Here is a 20,082-nt window from a genome sequence, read left to right as displayed (position 1 = left end):
TATGGGTTCTTTTGATTATATCAAACAGGCTATCAGAAAAAATGGATATACTTTACAACAAGTTGCTGATGAAAGTGATATGACGAAAGGCTATCTTAGCCAATTGATTAATAATAAAATCAAGAGTCCCAGTGCTCAAAAGATGTCGGCATTACACCAATTTTTAGGGTTAGAATACCCAGTGAAAAAGAAAACTATCGGTGTGATTTTTGGCAAATTTTATCCTCTTCACACAGGACATATTTATTTAATTCAACGCGCTTGTAGTCAAGTTGATGAATTGCACGTCATTTTATGTCATGACGAGCCTCGTGATAAAAACCTATTTATCAACAGTGCGATGTCACAACAACCGACAGTCAGTGATAGATTGCGCTGGTTATTACAAACCTTTAAATATCAAAAAAATATCCGTATTCATGAGTTTGATGAACACGGTATAGAGCCACAGCCTCACGGTTGGGAAATGTGGAGTGAGGGGATCAAAACATTTTTACGTGAAAAGCAAATAACCCCCGATTTTATCTATACCAGTGAACGGGAAGATGCGGATCAATATAATGCTTTCTTGGGTATTGAAACGGTATTGATTGATCCTGAACGCTCATTTATGAATATCAGTGGCAGTCAAATTCGCCAAGCACCTTTTAAATATTGGGAATATATTCCAACAGAAGTTAAACCCTTCTTTGTGCGCACAGTGGCGATTTTGGGTGGCGAATCCAGTGGTAAATCAACGTTAGTGAATAAGCTTGCCAATATTTTTAATACGACGAGTGCATGGGAATATGGTCGTGATTATGTATTTTCTCACCTTGGTGGCGATGAAATGGCATTACAATATTCCGACTACGATAAAATTGCTTTAGGACATGCTCAATATATTGATTTTGCTGTTAAATATGCAAATAAAGTCGCTTTTGTTGATACGGATTTTGTCACAACACAGGCATTCTGCTTGCGTTATGAAGGTAAAGAACATCCCTTTGTTCAAGCCCTGATTGATGAATACCGTTTTGATTTAGTTATTTTGCTAGAAAATAATACGCCGTGGGTAGCAGATGGTTTGCGTAGTTTAGGTAGTGATAAAGATCGTCGCCGTTTCCAAACCTTACTAATGGAAATGCTCGATAAAAACAATATCGAGTATATTAAAGTTAACTCACCTGATTATGACGAACGCTTCTTAAGTTGCGTTGAATTAGTCAGAGAATTATTGATGATGCAATCAAAGCATATTGAGTGAATACATTAATATAAAACGCCTTATGGGGCGTTTTATATTTTAGAATAAAAATAATCACTGTTCTCAAAACTCAACGCTTTCCTCTCAGAGTAAATTCCTTTTATTTATTATTCTTTATCACTGATGCCCTATCAGAACAAAATCACTCACCAAAAGATAAAAATACATAAAAAAATCTGTCAAATAAGCTATCTACGTAATAATGCTATTTTTTTCAATAAGGTGAAAAAGGTTACTGAAAATTAATGCGGGGATCTCTATTATAGATAACAGGTATAGATTTATCGGTGTGTATTTCTTTTGCCATTAGGTGTGAGGAGTCACACTCTCTATCTTCATTCGCTCAAGTGAAGAAGCAGACTATTTTTCGTAAAAGGACAAGATAATGGCGCAACCTTCCCGTGTTTCACTTCATATCAAGAAAACAGTCATTTCGTTAGCGATTGCTGCTTTAGGTTTTACCGTCTCATCAAATGCATTGGCTTATCAAAAAGTTCATCAACCAGATAATAGCTATCAGCAGTATGTCTCTCAGCGCCAAACGGTTGATAGCTTGATCCAAGATGCATTAGATGCCTTTAAGTCACCAGCGCGTGTCTCTGATGCTGGTTTTACGGGAAAACTGCCATCAAATATGGAAATTGTGGCGCAAAAACTGCAACAAGCTTATAAATTAGAGCCTTATCGCCTCGATTTATTATTTAGTACTGCTAGCGCTTATATTTATAACAATGATGTTCCTCGTGCGATTACGATTTATAAACAGATCCTAGAAGCGGCTCCTGATGATATTGATGCGCTAATTTACGTCACTTCATGGACTCGTTTTGAAGGTAAAGACAAAGAGAGCGAAGCGTATTTCGCTAAATTGAAATCATTAAATCCAGCTAAAGCTGAAGAGATCAGCCGCTTCTTTGCACAAATTGATCGCGTAAGCACAATGCCATTAAGTGATAAATTAACACAAACAGATTTAGCGAAATTAAATAAAACCAAAGATAACAACGCGATTGTGACATTGGGTTATGCATTAAATCCCGATGGTACAATGAACAAAATCTTAATTGAGCGTCTAAATAAAACCTTAGAAGTGGCTAAGCAATTGCCTGAAGCCATGATTGTCGTTACGGGTGGTGTGCCTAAAGCTCATCAAACAGAAGGTAAATTAATGGCGGATTGGTTGGTGAAAAATGGTATCGCACCAGAGCGTATTTTCCAAGAGAACTATGCGCGCACAACCGTCGAAAATGCGTTATTTAGTCGCTATGCCTTAACCAAACATCGTATTAAAACAGCCGTTATTATTAGCTCTGGTAGTCATGTTCGTCGTGCAGATGCGATTTTCACGCTTGCAAGCTGGCAAAGTGGCCCAAGTGACATTACTTATCTAACGGTTGTTGCACCAGATAAGCCATTAGCTGAATTACAAAAGGCAAGTAAATCAGATATACAAGGTATTTATCGTGATGGCTTAAAAGCGCTAGGATTATGGAGTTTCCGTAGTTATCCACTAGAAGAGCGTTAATGGGAGCGTTTTAACGTTAATTAGCTTAGAAAGGAAGCCTCCTCAATAACAAAAATGATTGAGGAGGTTTTTATTATTTTTTACTGAGGTACTAAATTTATTATAAATTTGTACACGCTTAATTTTTATTGAATTGATAACAATTATCATTACTATTGATTCTCACAATAGTTAATAATGAGAAATAAAGTGAGAATTCCTCTGATGATATGCGCATTGATGGCCTCTTTTCCCAGTTTTGCTAGTTGCTTAGCAGTAACTGAAAATATAGAAATGACAGGTCAGTTTGATAACAACAATACGTTGTGTTTTACCGCTCATTTCGAAAGCCAACGTTATGTTGAATTAAACGCAAAAGGGATACAAAACCTACGGTTAGAGAAACAAGATGGCACTCATATTCGTAGTTTATTAAAGGATATTCCCGCTGATGGGCAACAAAAAGTACGCTTTTTATTACCTGAAACGGCAAATTATCAATTGGTTGCACAAGGTGAAGCTAAAAAACAGTGGCAATTCACGTTAACAACACAGCCTTATCAACCGTTAGATAAAGATGCCGGTATTGCACCAACAAGCCCCCGTTTACAAACACTCGCAAAACAGCTTAATCAACAAAATATTCAGGCGTTTTGGCAACAAATACGTCAGGAAGGCGCTCCTCTGATTGAGCCTTATGATAATGATAAAAAGCGAGTGACTTTTTTATGGCGAGGCGCAAAAAAGAATGTCTATTTATTGGGATCACCTGATGGTAATCATGATCCATTAACGCATTTAGCCAATAGTGATATTTGGTATCGTAGTTATATCGTGCCTAACGATACATTAATGCAATATAAGTTAGCGCCAGATGTACCTGTTATTGAAAATTCAGCACCATTTGAGCAACGTCGCGCAATTTTAACCACAGCACAAGCTGATCCGTTTAATTCCCAAAATTCTCCAAGTCAATCTGAGGATATCTATAATCACTTTTCGTTATTGTCGTTAGACAGTAAACGTGAATGCCAATTGCCTGATATTCTTGATAGAACAATGAAGGGTAAGACAGAGATTGTTCGTTTTCACAGTAAGATCTTAAATAATGATCGTGAAATCGCACTTTATCAGCCAGCCCAAAAAATGGAAATACCGCGGATCTTGGTCTTATTTGATGGTCAAACTTATCGTCGCCAATATGGTATTGATCGGTTTTTTGATAAACAGATCGAGGAAGGCAAATTGGCACCTATGATGATCTTATTTGTTGATAGCATTGATAGTGATCGCCGTAGTGTTGAGTTACCACCAAACCCTGATTTTTACCGTTTCTTAGCAGATGAACTATTTGTTTGGCTAGAAAAAGAGAAGGGCGTTCACGTATCTGGAGAGGAAACGATAGTATCTGGCTCAAGTTATGGCGGATTAGCATCTTCATGGGTCGCATTTAATCGCCCTGATCGCTTTGGTAAAGTGTTGAGTATGTCTGGCTCTTATTGGTGGACGCCTGAAAATGAAGAGCCTGAATGGCTTATTCGACAATTTGAGCAAGCAGATAGAAAGCCATTGCAGTTTTTCTTAGAGGCTGGGCTATTTGAAAGTCGGGGAGATAAAGGCGGAATTTTAAATAATAACCGTCACCTTAAGCAGGTTTTAGAGCAAAAAGGTTATCCGGTTCAATCACTCGAAATGGCCAGTGGGCATGATTATATTTCTTGGTGTGAAACCCTGTATTTGGGGGCTAAAGCATTAACCCAAGAGAATGACTAGTTTAAGGCCTCAACTCGATACCTCGCTTTAACAATATGCTTTAATACAACAGAAGCTTATACATGCATTCGCGGTATAAGCTTTTTGTTTGTCATTAACTTGTCATAAAGTTGTCATCGAAATCGCTTTTACTCTTCATTTCTCTGTCATTTAACTGCCGTAAGCTTTTCCTGACTTAAAACATTAATCCTGTTTTTTTTACTTTAGAGTGCAAGGAAAAAGCTATGTCTCATCGTTACCAACGTTCTATTTTATCCGTTATTGTAACAACGCTATTGGCTGGCGCGAGTTTCTCTTCTTTTGCAGCTCCCGTTGCTGCTGATGCAATTTTGGCACAAGATCGCGCAGCAAAAGGTAATATCACGGAATTTGGCGGTGCTCGCCGTATGACTCAAGATCAAACTGAGGCATTAAAAGCAGCTTTAAATAATAACCAAGCAAAAAATGTGATCCTCTTTATTGGTGATGGTATGGGGGATTCTGAAATCACTGTTGCGCGTAACTACGCGGAAGGTGCAGGTGGTTTCTTTAAAGGTATCGATGCCTTACCGATGACGGGTCAATACACACACTATGCTTTAGATAGAAAAACACAAAAACCTAACTATGTAACAGACTCCGCCGCTTCTGCGACAGCATGGGCTTCGGGTGTGAAAACTTATAATGGTGCATTAGGAATTGATGTGTTTGGTAAGGATCACCAAACTATTTTGGAATTAGCAAAAGCCAATGGAAAGGCAACAGGGAATGTGACGACATCGGAAATTCAAGATGCAACACCTGCGGCACTGTTTTCGCATGTGACAGGACGTAAATGCTATGGTCCCGTTGAGACTTTAGAAAAATGCTCAACAAACGCATTAGAAAATGGCGGTAGAGGCTCTATCTCTGAGCAACTTTTAGTGACTCGCGCAGACGTTACATTAGGGGGCGGAGCGAAAAGTTTTGCTCAGACTGCGGCTGCGGGTGAGTACAAAGGTAAAACATTAGAACAGCAAGCGATTGAACGTGGTTATCAAATCGTGAAGGATGCAAAATCACTGGATGCGATTACGTTGGCAAACCAAGATAAACCAGTATTAGGTTTGTTCCACGAGGGCAATATGGCTGTGGCGTGGGAAGGCCCTAAAGCGACATATCATGGTAATTTGAACAATCCACCCTTAGAGTGCAAACCTAATTCTAAACTTGATCCAAATGCGCCAACACTGGCACAAATGACCAAAAAAGCGATCGACTTACTGAAGAGCAATGAAAAAGGTTTCTTCTTACAAGTCGAAAGTGCCTCTATTGATAAGCAAGATCATAATGCTAATCCTTGCGGACAAATTGGTGAAACTGTTGCATTAGATGAAGCCGTACAAATCGGTTTAGATTTCGCTAAGCAAAACGGTGACACTCTGATTATCGTGACGGCTGACCATGCTCATTCAAGCCAAATTATTGAAGCAGATGTGAAATCAAGTGGCTTAACACAAGCGCTTATCACTAAAGATGGTGCAGTAATGGTGGTGAATTACGGTAACTCGGAAGAAGAATCCCAAGAACATACAGGGGCTCAGTTACGTGTTGCTGCTTATGGCCCACACGCTGCCAATGTGGTTGGGTTAACTGACCAAACAGACTTGTTCTTCACAATGCGTGATGCGATGGGTCTGAAATAAATTTAAGTTGAATTTATAGTCTGTCTGAACTTGTAGTCGAATTGCCTTACTAAATTGTTGTATTTTCGCGCGACTTAGAGAGATACCCTCTGGTCGCGTTTTTTTATTAATAATTTAGTCTATTTAAAATAAAATGATAATAAATCAATAGGTTATTTACAGGCTGATTTTGAAAGTTACACATTCTCTGCTATAATTAACAGAATTTACAAATTAATCTATGTAATATTCTCAACTTCTCCATTGATTATTGCACTTAAGTTGCAATATCTTTTTGTCTAATAACGCTCTACGTTATTAAGGCATTACCCGTAAAAAATCTTTTCTCAGATAGATTATCTGCTCGTGGTCTTTCTCTTTTTTATGAGATTGAAGGAGAACAGAGTCAAACAAACAACGATAAAAATAAGGTTATTCTTTCTATGCTGACACTGCTTCATTTACTCTCATCAGTCGCGCTTCTTGTCTGGGGAACACATATTGTTCGTACAGGCATTATGCGTGTCTTTGGTTCTGATTTACGCCGAATTTTAGGTAAAAGTATTAATAAGAAATCCAACGCTTTCCTTGCGGGGGTGGGAGTAACGGCATTAGTCCAAAGCAGTAATGCGACGGCACTTTTGGTTATCTCTTTTGTGACGCAAGGACTGATTTCGATTACACCAGCACTGGTTATTATGTTAGGTGCAGATGTGGGTACTGCACTTATGGCGCGAGTGTTAACCTTTGATCTCTCTTGGTTATCACCACTGCTTATTCTTGTCGGGGTGATCACTTTTCTAAGTCGTAAAAAAGAGCGAGTTGGGCAATTAGGGCGCGTAGGAATTGGTCTTGGTTTAATTATTTTAGCCTTACAACTGATAGTCACCTCTGCCGAGCCAATTACCCATGCCAGTGCGGTACAAGCTATCTTTACTTCATTAAGTGGCGATACTGTTTTAGCGCTTCTCGTGGGTGCTTTATTTGCGATGGTAAGTTACTCGAGCCTTGCCGCCGTATTATTAACCGCGACACTGAGTGCAACTGGGCTAATGCCTTTATATATCAGCTTATGCATTGTGATTGGTTCTAATATTGGTAGTGGTTTGCTGGCGCTAATGAGTAGTCGAGGTCAAAGTGTTGTTTCACGCCAAGTAGTACTAGGAAGTCTATTTTTTAAATTGATTGGTGCGCTATTGGTTTTACCTTGGATTACCATCATTGCAAATAAAATTCAGCAGTATGGATTTTCACCGGCTGAAGTCGTTATCTATTTTCATGTTATTTATAATCTTGTTCGCTGTATTTTGATGATCCCTTTTGTCGGTATAATGGCGAAATTATGTCAGCGACTTATTCCTGAATTACCGGTTACTGAATCTGAAATGGCGCCGCGGTATTTAGACCAATCCGCGATTGATACACCGTCGTTGGCAATTGCTAATGCGGTTAGAGAATCACTACGATTAGGTGATGTTATAGAACAAATGCTGCAACGTTTTACTGCATTAATGGAAGGCGATCGTCAGCAAAAAAGGGAAATTAGCCAGTTAGAAGAAGAGGTGGAATTACTCCACAGCAGCATTAAATTGTATATGGCACAAATTCAACAGCATGATCTAGGAACTGAAGATTCTCGACGTTGGGCTGAAATTATTGATACAGCGATGAATTTACAACAATCATCCGCTATCATTGCGCGTATGTCGGCTGAAGTGGTGAGTAAAGGTTTAAATCATCACTTATTTTTATCGGAGGAAGGACGTCGTGAATTACAGACACTCCTTGAGCGTCTGCAAAGTAATCTGAATCTGGCGATGTCGGTATTTGTTTCCGGCAATATGGAACATGCTCGTAAATTACGTCGAGCAAAGCATCGTTTCCGTTTACTCAACCAGCGTTACTCGTTTGCTCATGTAGAACGTCTTCATTTGCATAATATGCAAAGCATTGAAACCAGTTCTCTGCATACCAGTTTGCTCGGTGATATGAAACGGTTGAATTCCTTATTCTGTGCAGTGGCTTACCACGCATTAGAACGAAGTGAATCATCATCAGAACAGGTTAATCTTTAATAATGAAAAACAATATTCGTCAATTAACAAGAAATGAAATTCCACAAGTGTGGGAAATTGATAGAACTGAGCTTATTGAAAAGCTATATGTATTAAAAGACGGAACGTTGCATTTATCAGAACAACGCTTTGATATGAAAGGTTGGCCAGAAGGTGAAGCAGAGCATTACACTCCTGTTTTACTCGAAAGTTTTGACCGAGGAGCGCCTTTCTGGGGTGTTTTTAAACAAGGTCAATTGGTTGCAGCTGCGAGTGTTGATCCGCAAAAACGCGGTCAAAATGGTACTCTACTTCAACTCTCTTTTTTACATGTTAGCCACCAGCAACGTAGGCAAGGTTTAGCACGAATATTATTTGATTATTGTGTGGAATATGCGAAGAAAAAAGGGGCTGGTGGATTATATATCTCATCAACACCTTCTGAAAATAGTGTGAATTTTTATCAGCATTTAGGGTGTCGTTTAATTGATATTCCTGATCCTGAACTTTATGAAAGAGAGCCTGAAGATATTCATTTAGTCTTTCATTTTATCAAGTCAAATAATGCTTAGTTTCGTTTATTGATCAGTACAACACATAATAAAATTAAACGCCTTATCATGAAAATGATAAGGCTTTTTTTGTTTATGACACTAATGAATAGACATAACCCTTTAAAAAATAAGGATATAAAGTAAGTTTTTTCTTTATATAAGTTGATTTAGTATAGGTGTTATATATAATAATGAAAATCATTATCATTAATGGTGGGTTATTATGGCTAAACCAACACGTATATCTCCAGTGACATCTTGGACATCTCGCATTAGTTTATGGGAAATGTTGGCGGTTTCTTCTTTACTAACAGTGATCATGCATTCTATTGCAGGGACATCTGCCTTTACGCTGGTTTTAGTGGTTTCAATGCTGTTATCCACCTTGATGCTATTTCATAAAAAATTACAGATGTGGGTAATGATCCCCGCAGGTGTTGTATTGACCTACAGTTTTATGACACTTTTAGTCGCATATTATGGATAGAGAATAGAATATTCGGTGTGTAATAGAATGGGTGTTATCACAAGGAGAAAAAAGGGTTATTGAGTGGTGCGAAGAGGGGGACTTGAACCCCCACGTCCGTAAGAACACTAACACCTGAAGCTAGCGCGTCTACCAATTCCGCCATCCTCGCAGTCTTACTCAATTAATTGTGTCTGTTGGTGCGAAAGGGGGGACTTGAACCCCCACGTCCGTAAGGACACTAACACCTGAAGCTAGCGCGTCTACCAATTCCGCCACTCTCGCATTCAGACAGGAAGCGAATTTTATGCCTTTTATTTTTGGCGTCAATTATTTTTTATCAATAAATTATCTTAGTGATGAAAAATAAAACAGCGAGAGAAATACATAAAATAGATCGACTATATTTTTTTTAGAGCTAAGATTAATAATCATTACAAAAACCAATTTCGCAATACGTTCATGAGGTTTTTTATGAAAAAAATCAATATGTTGATTGTTATTTTATCTGTGATGATATCAAGTAATGTATATGCAGAAATCTTCAAAGATAAAACGGGTCAAGTTGTTGGCTCAACCCGTGCAGGTAGTAGCGGTGAGACCATTTACCTAAATAAAAGTGGTCAAGTCATTGGTTCATCCCGTACAAGTAGTAACGGTGAGATCACTTACCTAAATAAAAGTGGCCAGGTCATTGGCTCAGCCCGTACAGGTAGTAATGGTGAGACTACTTACCTAAATAAAAGTGGCCAAGTCACTGGCTCAGCCCGTACAGGCAGTAACGGTGAGACTACCTACCTAAATAAAAGTGGCCAAATCACTGGTTCAGCCCGTACAGGTAGTAATGGTGAGACCATTTACCTAAATAAAAGTGGTCAGGTTATTGGCTCAAAAAAATGATAACTTTCGCTTGAAAATGAAAGGATTTGTTATTAGATGACTGTTTTTAGACGTAAACTGAAGACCCCCAGTAGTTGGAAAATCAATTACTGGGAGGGCTTATAACAGGGCTTGTGATTAGTCTTTTTTAGTTGCTTGGTAAACTTTGAATTTACCTGTTGATGCAAGCACTTCGTGAGAGCCAAATACATGATCCAATATATCTGGATAAGGGATAAACGAATTCGCCACAATTCGTAATTTACCGCCTCTTTTCAAATAATTTGGTGCAAGACGAATGATATCTTCAGCTGCTTCATAGCTTGTGCCTAAACCATCATGGAAAGGCGGGTTTGAGATTATCCAATCATAAGTTTCTTCAATTGCTGAATAGACATTACTTGCAATCACTCGACCTTCTAATTCATTCACGTTTAAGGTGGCGATACTAGAAGAAATTGCTGCGGCATTCACATCACACAGTGTCAGTTTTAACATTGGGTTTTTCTTACCGAGTACAGTGGCGAGGACACCACAGCCACATGCCATATCCAGTAAGTCGCCAACCATTGCATCATCAAAAGTTGAAAGTAATAAGCGGCTACCCTCATCTAATGCATTTTGGCTAAAGACGCCCGGTAATGCCATTACAGTAAGATCATCATGGCGATAAGTTTGCCACCAGTTATTACGGTCAAACAGTGTTTGATATGTTTGAGTACCAAAAAATAAGCTGCAACGGCGTGCTGAATCTATTTTTTTTAGTTTAGCGATACCGTTCATTAATTCAGTGGCACTTTTAACACCGCTACGGTTTTCACCAACGATAAAGATTTCAGTACCCACTTGTAAGTTAGAGCAAAGGCTACGCAGTTGGAAAGTGGCTTCGTTTTTATTTTTAGGCCAAAAATAGATCAAGGTATTGCAATATTTCACAAAGGACTGATCTGCAACTAAACCGAAGAGTGCGTTATCACCCATTGATTTTAGTAATGGTAGCCACTGGTGATATTGGTTGGTATATGCTCTGACACTTTTCGCCTGAATTTGCGCCGCGAAAGTATCTTGAAGATCACCTGCAATAAGTACATGCCTGTCTGCGAAATGATCTAGGTGACGAAGAATAACTTCGCTAGCAGGGGACAGTGAGGACATTATGATTATTACTCCTTAAAAAACATGAGACGCATGATATCAGATATAAAGAAACCGACGCTATTTATTGGCGTAGTTTATGCCCTCTGATACTATGTACCGTTGTTCTACACTTGATAGGTAAGCATAATGAGCCGTAAAGACAGAATGTTATCCCAACTTGGAATTCGTCAGTGGGTACTTCGTAAGCCTGCTGTGTTAAAAGGCGAGCATTCTGTTCAATTTCCGGATACAACACGTTTACTTATCATTACTGATGATACCGTTGATCTAAATAACGGGCTTTTCTCTGATATTTTTAGCGCCATGGGGATAGATAAAGACGAAATCTATTGTATTACAACAGATGATGTGAGCATGCTCACAGAATCATTTGATCTTCCCTGCTGGTTATTAGGCACTGATCTCATACTTCCCTCTGAATATACTTCTCTGAGAAGCCCTTCATTACATCAGTTATATTTTGATGCTGATGCAAAACGCGATCTTTGGAAACAAATCTATCAATATGAAGACCATTTCACTCTTAAACCCTGCTGATTTACCTTTAGCATGGCAAATTGAAAAATTAAGTCATTCATTCCCTTGGAGTGAAGAAACATTTTATAGTAACCAAGGAAGTCATTATTTTAATCTGAAAATTTGCATTGATAATATTATTGTAGGTTTCGCAATTACGCAATTAATATTAGATGAGGCAACACTTTTTAATATTGCAATCCATCCTGATTATCAGGGGAAAGGTTACGGCAAAGCTCTTTTATTAGAACTGATTGAAACACTTGAGAAAAAAAATATCACTACCTTGTGGTTAGAGGTGCGAGAATCCAATGAAAAAGCGTTCAATCTCTATGAATCTATTGGATTTAATTTCGTTTCAAAACGCAAAAACTATTACCCAACAAAGACGGGGAATGAAGATGCGATTATCATGGCTTATCCTATTTCTTTCTAATTAAATCTTTATTTAAGTTAAATTTAAAACGCCTTCTATTAGGCGTTTTTTTTATTTTATTTGAAGTATGAAAATTTTATTTTTTATTAATTGTATTTAAAATTTATCTTTATTTTTACTTAATGTAAATTTATCAAGTTAATTTCACTTTTGTCATTGTTTAATTTTAAAACGTTAGGTGATTATAACAGTGTTAAAAAGGTGAATAGTATTTGAAATAAGTAAATTGAGTATTTGTTTTTGTTTTAAATAAAGTGATTAGTCTCTAAATATAGACAAAATTAAATCTAAATAAAGGTGTATTTATATAGGATCTTATATTCAATCCCGATTTTAACCGAAAATAAATAGGCTAATTCAGGGCTTTATTAATGGTATTGGTTTTTTTAATAGCAGAGTAGTCAATCAACAACTCTCAATGCACTTGCTACATTTATAAATCAAACCATGACATTCTTCACAGAACAAATGGCTAACTGGGTTAGAAATTGTAGATCTTTGTATGTAATGCATACAGAAAAGAAGAGTGGAAATTTGCTGTACAAGGTTGATTGGTTGAAATCTATGCAATATAATCTCTTTTGGTACGGAAAAGATACGTACAAAGGAGATTATATGGCAACAACACGTCTTGATATTCGGCTTGACGAAGAGATAAAAGCAAAAGCTGAAAAAGCATCAGCGTTGTTAGGGCTTAAGAGTTTAACGGAGTATGTTGTTAGGTTAATGGATGAAAATGCAACACAGGTCATTTTGCAACACGAAAGTATTGAAGTTAAAAATGATATTTTTGATGAGTTTCTAACAGCTTGTGATAATGCTAAAGCCCCTAACCAAGCACTTATTGATGCAGTCCAACTTGCAAATAAAAGTGGTATTAAGTGAGTATAGGCAAAGAGTTTGAAGAATTATGTAAGCTAAAACATGATAGGACGTCGTTTGATTGTGGGGAAGTGGAGCTTAATACATTTCTTCAAACCCAAGCAATTAAGCATATGCAAGCTGGGATAAGCCGGACAATGGTTTTACCCAGCAAACAGTTGTTGGATAATCAAAAATACTCGATATGTGCATTTTACAGCATAACGCCTAGTGCTATACATCGAGAAACATTACCAACAAGTTTAGCCAAAAAGCTCCCTCGTTATCCTATACCTGTTTTTTTACTTGCTCAGTTAGCTGTGCATAAAGATTTTCATGGCGTTGGTTTGGGGAAAATAAGCCTTGTTCGTGCGCTTCATTATTTGTGGAAGGTAAATACCTATATGAGAGCGTATGCAGTCGTTGTTGATTGCTTAACTGATGCCTCAAAATCATTTTATGCAAAGTTTGGCTTTGATGTTCTTTGTGAGCATAATGGGCGAGTTAGAATGTTTCTTCCGATGAAAACGATAAAACAGCTTTTTGAATAAGCTGATTCATCTCTCGCCAATAAAGCACCATAATACAGTGAGATCATAATTGATGAATGTTATTACCTATCACGAACACTAGGCATCACTCCCTCAAGCAGATAAAATAGTAACCATTGATTGTTTATACAGACAAGATAGGCGAAAATAAGCGCCAATTAAGATTAACTTACGGGTTGAATGTCTTTTATAGTCACTTTAATTATTACTTATCGCAATATATCAGTGCCTTACATTCTCTCGTCTATCAACCAGAAGATCACCATTGATGTCTAATCCTATTTTTCAGCAAGAAGTTGCTCGTCGTAGAACTTTTGCCATTATTTCCCACCCCGATGCGGGTAAAACAACCATCACTGAAAAAGTGTTGTTATTCGGACAAGCAATTCAACGTGCAGGAACCGTAAAAGGCCGTGGTTCAAATCAGCATGCAAAATCTGACTGGATGGAAATGGAAAAACAACGTGGTATTTCTATTACAACCTCAGTCATGCAGTTCCCTTATGCCGATTGCTTAGTTAACTTATTAGATACCCCAGGGCACGAAGACTTCTCTGAAGATACTTATCGTACTTTAACCGCAGTTGACTGCTGTTTAATGGTAATTGACTCCTCTAAAGGGGTTGAAGATCGTACTCGTAAGTTAATGGAAGTAACACGTTTACGTGACACTCCAATTCTGACTTTTATGAATAAACTCGACCGTGATATTCGTGATCCAATGGAAGTCATGGACGAAGTTGAAACAGAATTGAAAATTGCATGTAGCCCTGTGACTTGGCCTATTGGTTGCGGAAAACTCTTTAAAGGGGTTTATCACATTCTTAAAGATGAAACCTATCTTTATCAAACAGGTCAAGGTCATACTATTCAGGATTCTCGTGTCATTAAAGGGTTAGATAACCCAGAGCTTGATGAAGCTATTGGTGATGATTTAGCAAGCCAATTACGTGATGAATTAGAGTTGGTATTAGGTGCATCTCATGAATTTGATCATGAAGCATTCTTAGCTGGCGAATTAACTCCCGTGTTCTTTGGTACTGCATTAGGTAACTTTGGTGTTAACCATATGCTTGATGGCCTTGTAAAATGGGCACCAGCACCAATGCCTCGTCAAACTGATATGCGTGAAATTACCGCTTCTGAAGAGACGTTCACAGGTTTCGTCTTTAAGATCCAAGCCAATATGGACCCTAAACACCGTGACCGTGTTGCATTCCTGCGTGTTGTTTCAGGTATGTATGATAAAGGCATGAAGTTACACCAAGTCCGCATCAAAAAAGATGTGGTGATTTCTGATGCATTAACCTTTATGGCAGGCGATCGTTCTCACGTAGAACATGCTTATCCAGGGGATATCATTGGTCTTCATAACCACGGTACAATCCAAATTGGTGATACCTTTACTCAAGGTGAAATCCTGAAATTTACCGGTATTCCAAACTTTGCGCCTGAGTTATTCCGCCGTATTCGTTTACGTGATCCGTTAAAACAGAAGCAGTTACTTAAAGGATTGGTACAGTTATCAGAAGAAGGTGCTGTACAGGTCTTTAGACCACTGGCAAATAACGATTTAATCGTAGGGGCGGTGGGTGTACTTCAGTTTGATGTAGTTGTTGCAAGACTTAAGAGTGAATATAACGTTGAAGCAATTTATGAATCCGTTAACGTTTCAACAGCTCGCTGGGTTGAGTGTAATAACGAGAAAAAACTCGAAGAGTTTAAACGTAAAAATGAACAAAACTTGGCACTTGATGGCGGCGATAACTTAACTTATATCGCACCAACGATGGTTAACTTGAATTTAACGCGTGAGCGTTATCCTGATGTTGAGTTTCATCAGACGCGTGAACACTGATACTCGTCTTACTCGTCATACTTCAAGGTGTAGCGTTGTTGACGGCGTTCATTCGCACTAGTCACATACTTGTGTATGCTCCTAGCGACTCATTTACTTGTCGCCTAGCTACAACTTGAATTATTTAGAGTAATGGCATTGGCATACTTACAGTTGTAACTTGAATTATTTAGAGTATGTAATCTAATGAAAAGGCTATATATTTTAATATAGCCTTTTTTGTGTTTTTACTTTTTTAAGTGTTTGTAGCCAATAAATCTTAGTAATAAACTCGTTTTTCTTTGTTAAATCTACTCTGCATATCACTAATATCCTGCCAAAAAGCCCTTCTCCATTTGGAATTACTCTCTTTTTTTTCTGTTAACATTGTGCCCGTTTTTATACTTATTTATAAATATATGTAAAATTTCTTATAGTTTTATTTGTTATTATTAGAATAAAATTATTAGGATTAGTCTTTATTTGTTATTTTTTACTTTATTTAACTCAAATAGCTTATTAGTGTAATAGCTTAGATTGTTAAAATTTTGTAGTACTTCATAAAAATACAGATATTAAAACACACATATTTCCTATCGCAGTTATTGTGATTAGGGGGAGAGCAATGAAACAATATAAAACGCTAAAATTAGCGTTAGTGATGTCAATGGGCTTAGCTGTTGTTAGTATGGGTGCATCAGCTGAAACATCGTGGTATAGCGAAATTAATAACAGTGGAAATAACACGGGTTATTATTTAAGTGATACTTCCATCTCGAATAAAATTAAAGATACGCTATTACCAATGCAAGATATTGATAGTGAAAATATTTCTATTCGCACTGAGTTTGGGCATGTCTTTCTTTCAGGTTTTGTTGATAGTAAAGCACAAGAAGAAAAAATCTTACAAATTATTGAAAAGATTGAAGGTGTTAAAAGCGTAGACTCAGATGTAAATATCAAATCATAAACATGATTTTCTTTTGTATTCGTCATATTCCAAGAAGATATTGTCTAATTTATTTGTATGAATACGTAAAAATAATGACGTCAAAAAGATGTGCGGGTATCCTTTAATAAGTTGTATAAAGGAGACATTATGGGGAAGTATATACCTGTCACATTAAATAATATTACGGCACTTGAATTTCAATCCTCACTACCACAAGGCAAAGTGGCTTTAGTTTGTGAAGGCGGAGGTCAACGCGGGATCTTTACTGCGGGTGTCCTTGATGAATTTATGCGATCACAATTTGATCCCTTTGATATTCTACTTGGAGTGTCTGCGGGAGCACAAAATTTATCTGCTTTTGCCTGTGGTCAGCGTGGATATGCACGTAAAATTATTAATCGTTATACAACCAATAATCAATTCTTCAATCCTATTCGTTTTGTCCGTGGTGGCAATTTACTCGATCTTGATTGGTATATAGATACAACAGCCAAAGAAATGCCTCTTGATATGCCAACAGCACTACGCCGTTTTGATGCTGGGCGTGAGTTTTATATGGTGGCAAGTCGTTCTGATAATTTTCAGGCAAATTATTTTCAACCAGATGAACCGACTTGGCTTGAGATAATCAAAGCGTCCAGTGCTATTCCTGCTTTTTATCGTAATGGTGTCTTATTTCATGATGTTGTTTATCATGATGGTGGGATCAGCGATGCTATTCCTGTGAGAGAAGCTTATCGACGAGGTTGTCGTACTATTGTCGTTGTTCGTACTGTTCCTTCTGAATACCAATACACAACAGAGTGGGTTGAGCGTATGGGAAAATGGTTTGAAAATAGCCGTTTACAGCGCTTTATGGAGATGGCTCAAGTACATATCGAAACCTATACCGAAACAATTAAATTTATCCAATCCCCCCCAGAAGATGTTGTGGTTATTGAAATTTATCCACCAACGACATTGCAATCTAGTGCATTAGGAAGTCGTTTAAGTGCATTAAATCATGATTATCATGTGGGTAGACGTTGTGGCCGCTATTTTTTGGCGACAATTGGTCAGCACTTTTCTAAGAAAAAATTCAAACAGCACGATAAAAAAGTCTTTAGCTTATTTGAACAAGAAGCAAAGGCGGATAAAGCAGAGAATGCTTCTATTATTCAACAAGGAACTCGAAGCGTACATCCTGATGTGAGGCAAATTCAGAATGAATAAATTTATTGATACTCACTGCCATTTTGATTTCCCAGTTTTTTATGATGATATTGCCAATAGCTTGTCATTAGCGCATCAAGCTCATGTTGAAAAAATAATTATTCCTGCCGTTGCCCGTTGGAATTTTGATGTTGTTGCTGAGCTCGCTAATAATCATCATCAATTATATTGTGCATTGGGGTTACACCCTTTATATATTGAAGAGCACACTGAACAACATCTATTGGAATTAGAACAAAAATTAAAAACAGCTTCTCGTTGTGTCGCCATTGGAGAGATTGGGCTTGATGACTATATGGAAAATCCTCAGCTAGAGAAGCAAGAGGCATTTTTAATTGCACAGCTTAAGTTAGCGATTAAATTTGATTTACCCGTGATCCTACATTCACGTAAAACCCACGATAAACTAAGTGCGCTTTTACGCCGTTATGATGTGCCTCGTAAAGGGGTTATTCATGGTTTTGCAGGAAGTCTGCAACAGGCAGAAAAGTTTATTCAGCAAGGCTATTTTATTGGCGTTGGTGGAACCATTACTTATGAGCGAGCACAAAAAACTCGCCGTGCAATTGCCTCGTTACCGCTAGAATATCTGTTACTAGAAACAGATGCACCTGATATGCCTGTGAGTGGTTTTCAAGGTGAACCTAATCGTCCAGAACGTATTCAGAACGTTTTTTCCCAACTCTGTGAGCTACGTCAAGGATCACCAGAGGTGATCGCAGAGCAACTCTATCTCAATAGCCTACAATTATTTGGGCTCAACAATATTACCTAGCGCTTGAATGAAAATGCGGTTTATCTAAAGGTTAAAAACACCCCTTATTTTAATCTTATTAATATGAATAGGGCGTTTGTTTATTCCCTCGATTTAAGATTGAAAATACGTTTTGTTAATCCCAAGCGCATTTTTTCTAATTAGCCTGTTCAACAAATGCGTTTTCTTTCTTGTTTATGTGATCAACTTCTCATTTGTGACTTTTGTGTTACTTTTTTCAGACTCTATTTGTGATGGATATTGAGGGTTCTTTTCTTAGACTAGGTATAATTATCCGGCAAAAAGAGTCAATAAGCTCTGGCAAGGGCATTATTGATAATCCATTAAATTTTTATGTGAACAGGGATCCTTCAATGCAACTCATTATGAGCTTGGTCGGAATGGTAACATTAATATTGATAGCCATTCTGTTTTCCAGCAATCGACGTGCAATTAGACTACGTACAGTTGGTGGCGCATTCCTTATTCAGATTGGCTTAGGTGCCTTCGTTCTTTATTCTGACGGTGGTCGCGAGGTACTTCTTGCGGTTTCTGATGGCGTTAAGAATGTTATTGATTACGGCAATAATGGGATGAGCTTCCTATTCGCAGGCCTAGTATCAGATAAAATGTTCGAGTTGTTTGGTGGTGGCGGCTTCGTATTCGCCCTACGCGTACTACCTGTTATCGTGTTCTTCTCTTCATTAATTGCAGTGCTGTATTACCTCGGCATTATGCAAATAGTTATTAAAATTCTGGGTGGTGGCTTACAAAAAGTACTTGGCACATCACGAACAGAATCTATGTCTGCAACTGCAAATATTTTCGTTGGACAAACCGAAGCACCACTTGTTGTTCGCCCTTATATTGCAAGAATGACAACCTCAGAACTCTTTGCGGTTATGTGTGGTGGTTTAGCCTCTGTTGCGGGTTCAGTACTCGCTGGATACGCGAGTATGGGCGTACCGTTGGAGTATCTGATCACAGCATCCTTTATGGCAGCTCCAGGTGGTTTACTCTTTGCTAAATTGCTGATCCCTGAAACAGAAACACCGGATGATCAAAAAGATGCGCTGGATAAAATGGCGGAAGACGAAAAACCTGCCAATATTATCGATGCCGCTGCTGCGGGTGCCTCTTCAGGTTTACAACTTGCGCTTAACGTCGGTGCTATGTTACTTGCTTTCGTTGCATTGATTGCATTAGTTAATGGTATCCTTGGTGGTATTGGTGGCTGGTTTGGTTATGAAAATTTCTCATTAGAACTAGTGCTAGGTTGGGTATTTGCACCAATTGCTTTCCTGATTGGTGTACCTTGGAGTGAAGCAACCATTGCAGGCTCATTTATTGGACAAAAAATTGTTATCAATGAGTTCTATGCTTACTCTGAATTTAGTAAATACCTCAAAGAAGATGCACTAGTCGCAGGTTCTGGATTGGTTGTATTATCGGCTCAAACGAAGGTCATCATCTCCTTTGCACTGTGTGGTTTTGCTAACCTCTCTTCTGTTGCTGTACTGCTAGGTGGTTTAGGTGGAATGGCACCAAACCGTCGTAAAGATGTAGCGCGTTTAGGTATGAAAGCTGTGCTGGCTGGTACGCTCTCTAACTTAATGAGTGCAACAATTGCAGGTTTCTTCTTTGCATTAACAGCAATGGCTGTTGTTGCTGCTTAATTGATTTTTA

The 20,082-nt window shown here is 38.0% G+C and carries 18 protein-coding genes and 2 tRNA genes; 17 read left to right on the top strand and 3 right to left on the bottom strand.

Annotated features, from left to right (window positions below):
• Window position 1: 1 nt before the first annotated feature.
• The 7 genes from nadR (at window position 2) to D7029_RS16145 (ending at window position 9,261) form a co-directional block, all read left to right on the top strand.
• A complete protein-coding gene (nadR, locus tag D7029_RS16175) occupies window positions 2-1,246 on the top strand; it encodes a multifunctional transcriptional regulator/nicotinamide-nucleotide adenylyltransferase/ribosylnicotinamide kinase NadR (protein WP_194951245.1) in 1,245 nt (414 codons plus the stop codon).
• Between the two features lie 385 nt (window positions 1,247-1,631).
• Complete coding sequence (locus D7029_RS16170) at window positions 1,632-2,771, top strand: ElyC/SanA/YdcF family protein (RefSeq protein WP_194951244.1); 1,140 nt, start codon at window positions 1,632-1,634, stop codon at window positions 2,769-2,771.
• A gap of 219 nt (window positions 2,772-2,990) precedes the next feature.
• On the top strand, window positions 2,991-4,523 hold the full coding sequence (locus D7029_RS16165; RefSeq protein ID WP_228766704.1) for an alpha/beta hydrolase-fold protein: 1,533 nt from the start codon (window positions 2,991-2,993) through the stop codon (window positions 4,521-4,523).
• Between the two features lie 224 nt (window positions 4,524-4,747).
• Window positions 4,748-6,187, top strand: coding sequence for an alkaline phosphatase (phoA, locus tag D7029_RS16160; RefSeq protein ID WP_194951243.1), 1,440 nt, complete (start codon window positions 4,748-4,750; stop codon window positions 6,185-6,187).
• Window positions 6,188-6,609: 422 nt separating this feature from the next.
• On the top strand, window positions 6,610-8,241 hold the full coding sequence (locus tag D7029_RS16155; RefSeq protein WP_194951242.1) for a Na/Pi cotransporter family protein: 1,632 nt from the start codon (window positions 6,610-6,612) through the stop codon (window positions 8,239-8,241).
• A gap of 2 nt (window positions 8,242-8,243) precedes the next feature.
• Window positions 8,244-8,792, top strand: coding sequence for a GNAT family N-acetyltransferase (locus D7029_RS16150; RefSeq protein ID WP_194951241.1), 549 nt, complete (start codon window positions 8,244-8,246; stop codon window positions 8,790-8,792).
• A gap of 205 nt (window positions 8,793-8,997) precedes the next feature.
• Window positions 8,998-9,261: a DUF1435 family protein gene (locus D7029_RS16145; protein WP_194951240.1), complete on the top strand. Its 264-nt coding sequence runs from the start codon at window positions 8,998-9,000 to the stop codon at window positions 9,259-9,261.
• Window positions 9,262-9,325: 64 nt separating this feature from the next.
• Here the strand turns inward: D7029_RS16145 and D7029_RS16140 are convergent.
• Both D7029_RS16140 and D7029_RS16135 read right to left on the bottom strand, forming a co-directional pair.
• A tRNA-Leu gene (locus tag D7029_RS16140) sits at window positions 9,326-9,412 on the bottom strand.
• 26 nt (window positions 9,413-9,438) lie between these two features.
• Window positions 9,439-9,525 (bottom strand) — tRNA-Leu (locus D7029_RS16135).
• Window positions 9,526-9,714: 189 nt separating this feature from the next.
• Between D7029_RS16135 and D7029_RS16130 the strand changes: the two genes are divergently transcribed.
• Window positions 9,715-10,140, top strand: coding sequence for a hypothetical protein (locus tag D7029_RS16130; protein ID WP_194951239.1), 426 nt, complete (start codon window positions 9,715-9,717; stop codon window positions 10,138-10,140).
• 117 nt (window positions 10,141-10,257) lie between these two features.
• Here D7029_RS16130 and rsmC read toward each other — a convergent pair whose 3' ends face one another.
• Window positions 10,258-11,274 (bottom strand): 16S rRNA (guanine(1207)-N(2))-methyltransferase RsmC, encoded by a 1,017-nt coding sequence (gene rsmC / locus D7029_RS16125; RefSeq protein ID WP_088494568.1) that lies wholly within the window; start codon window positions 11,272-11,274, stop codon window positions 10,258-10,260.
• A 129-nt stretch (window positions 11,275-11,403) separates the two neighbouring features.
• Here rsmC and D7029_RS16120 point away from each other — a divergent pair, with 129 nt between their 5' ends.
• The 9 genes from D7029_RS16120 to D7029_RS16080 all read left to right on the top strand — a co-directional run bounded on the left by D7029_RS16120 (window position 11,404) and on the right by D7029_RS16080 (window position 20,072).
• A complete protein-coding gene (locus D7029_RS16120; RefSeq protein ID WP_023582915.1) occupies window positions 11,404-11,814 on the top strand; it encodes a DNA polymerase III subunit psi in 411 nt (136 codons plus the stop codon).
• Complete coding sequence (gene rimI, locus D7029_RS16115; protein WP_023582914.1) at window positions 11,783-12,229, top strand: ribosomal protein S18-alanine N-acetyltransferase; 447 nt, start codon at window positions 11,783-11,785, stop codon at window positions 12,227-12,229. The genes D7029_RS16120 and rimI overlap by 32 nt, the downstream gene beginning before the upstream one ends.
• 615 nt (window positions 12,230-12,844) lie before the next feature.
• Entirely contained in the window at window positions 12,845-13,114 is a 270-nt protein-coding gene (locus tag D7029_RS16110) for a DUF1778 domain-containing protein (RefSeq protein WP_194951238.1), read from the top strand.
• Entirely contained in the window at window positions 13,111-13,641 is a 531-nt protein-coding gene (locus tag D7029_RS16105; RefSeq protein ID WP_194951237.1) for a GNAT family N-acetyltransferase, read from the top strand. Before D7029_RS16110 ends, D7029_RS16105 begins: the two co-directional genes overlap by 4 nt.
• A gap of 268 nt (window positions 13,642-13,909) precedes the next feature.
• Complete coding sequence (gene prfC, locus D7029_RS16100; protein ID WP_194951236.1) at window positions 13,910-15,499, top strand: peptide chain release factor 3; 1,590 nt, start codon at window positions 13,910-13,912, stop codon at window positions 15,497-15,499.
• A gap of 604 nt (window positions 15,500-16,103) precedes the next feature.
• Entirely contained in the window at window positions 16,104-16,448 is a 345-nt protein-coding gene (locus D7029_RS16095) for a BON domain-containing protein (RefSeq protein ID WP_194951235.1), read from the top strand.
• A gap of 129 nt (window positions 16,449-16,577) precedes the next feature.
• Entirely contained in the window at window positions 16,578-17,642 is a 1,065-nt protein-coding gene (locus D7029_RS16090; protein WP_194951234.1) for a patatin-like phospholipase family protein, read from the top strand.
• Window positions 17,635-18,417: a TatD family hydrolase gene (locus D7029_RS16085; RefSeq protein WP_194951233.1), complete on the top strand. Its 783-nt coding sequence runs from the start codon at window positions 17,635-17,637 to the stop codon at window positions 18,415-18,417. The genes D7029_RS16090 and D7029_RS16085 overlap by 8 nt, the downstream gene beginning before the upstream one ends.
• 353 nt (window positions 18,418-18,770) lie before the next feature.
• The gene (locus tag D7029_RS16080; RefSeq protein ID WP_088494573.1) at window positions 18,771-20,072 is read left to right on the top strand and encodes a NupC/NupG family nucleoside CNT transporter; all 1,302 of its coding nucleotides are present in this window, start codon (window positions 18,771-18,773) and stop codon (window positions 20,070-20,072) included.
• Window positions 20,073-20,082 lie beyond the last annotated feature (10 nt).

It is taken from the genome of Proteus vulgaris (assembly GCF_016647575.1).
GTDB lineage: Bacteria > Pseudomonadota > Gammaproteobacteria > Enterobacterales > Enterobacteriaceae > Proteus > Proteus mirabilis_B.
This window is presented reverse-complemented; position numbering and strand designations above follow the sequence as displayed.

Excerpts from the sequence above, each read along its gene's own strand:
- nadR (WP_194951245.1), top strand. The coding sequence starts at position 2 with ATGGGTTCTTTTGATTATATCAAACAGGCTATCAGAAAAAATGGATAT.
- D7029_RS16170 (WP_194951244.1), top strand. The coding sequence starts at position 1,632 with ATGGCGCAACCTTCCCGTGTTTCACTTCATATCAAGAAAACAGTCATT.
- D7029_RS16165 (WP_228766704.1), top strand. The coding sequence starts at position 2,991 with ATGGCCTCTTTTCCCAGTTTTGCTAGTTGCTTAGCAGTAACTGAAAAT.
- phoA (WP_194951243.1), top strand. The coding sequence starts at position 4,748 with ATGTCTCATCGTTACCAACGTTCTATTTTATCCGTTATTGTAACAACG.
- D7029_RS16155 (WP_194951242.1), top strand. The coding sequence starts at position 6,610 with ATGCTGACACTGCTTCATTTACTCTCATCAGTCGCGCTTCTTGTCTGG.
- D7029_RS16150 (WP_194951241.1), top strand. The coding sequence starts at position 8,244 with ATGAAAAACAATATTCGTCAATTAACAAGAAATGAAATTCCACAAGTG.
- D7029_RS16145 (WP_194951240.1), top strand. The coding sequence starts at position 8,998 with ATGGCTAAACCAACACGTATATCTCCAGTGACATCTTGGACATCTCGC.
- D7029_RS16130 (WP_194951239.1), top strand. The coding sequence starts at position 9,715 with ATGAAAAAAATCAATATGTTGATTGTTATTTTATCTGTGATGATATCA.
- rsmC (WP_088494568.1), bottom strand. The coding sequence starts at position 11,274 with ATGTCCTCACTGTCCCCTGCTAGCGAAGTTATTCTTCGTCACCTAGAT.
- D7029_RS16120 (WP_023582915.1), top strand. The coding sequence starts at position 11,404 with ATGAGCCGTAAAGACAGAATGTTATCCCAACTTGGAATTCGTCAGTGG.
- rimI (WP_023582914.1), top strand. The coding sequence starts at position 11,783 with ATGAAGACCATTTCACTCTTAAACCCTGCTGATTTACCTTTAGCATGG.
- D7029_RS16110 (WP_194951238.1), top strand. The coding sequence starts at position 12,845 with ATGGCAACAACACGTCTTGATATTCGGCTTGACGAAGAGATAAAAGCA.
- prfC (WP_194951236.1), top strand. The coding sequence starts at position 13,910 with ATGTCTAATCCTATTTTTCAGCAAGAAGTTGCTCGTCGTAGAACTTTT.
- D7029_RS16095 (WP_194951235.1), top strand. The coding sequence starts at position 16,104 with ATGAAACAATATAAAACGCTAAAATTAGCGTTAGTGATGTCAATGGGC.
- D7029_RS16090 (WP_194951234.1), top strand. The coding sequence starts at position 16,578 with ATGGGGAAGTATATACCTGTCACATTAAATAATATTACGGCACTTGAA.
- D7029_RS16085 (WP_194951233.1), top strand. The coding sequence starts at position 17,635 with ATGAATAAATTTATTGATACTCACTGCCATTTTGATTTCCCAGTTTTT.
- D7029_RS16080 (WP_088494573.1), top strand. The coding sequence starts at position 18,771 with ATGCAACTCATTATGAGCTTGGTCGGAATGGTAACATTAATATTGATA.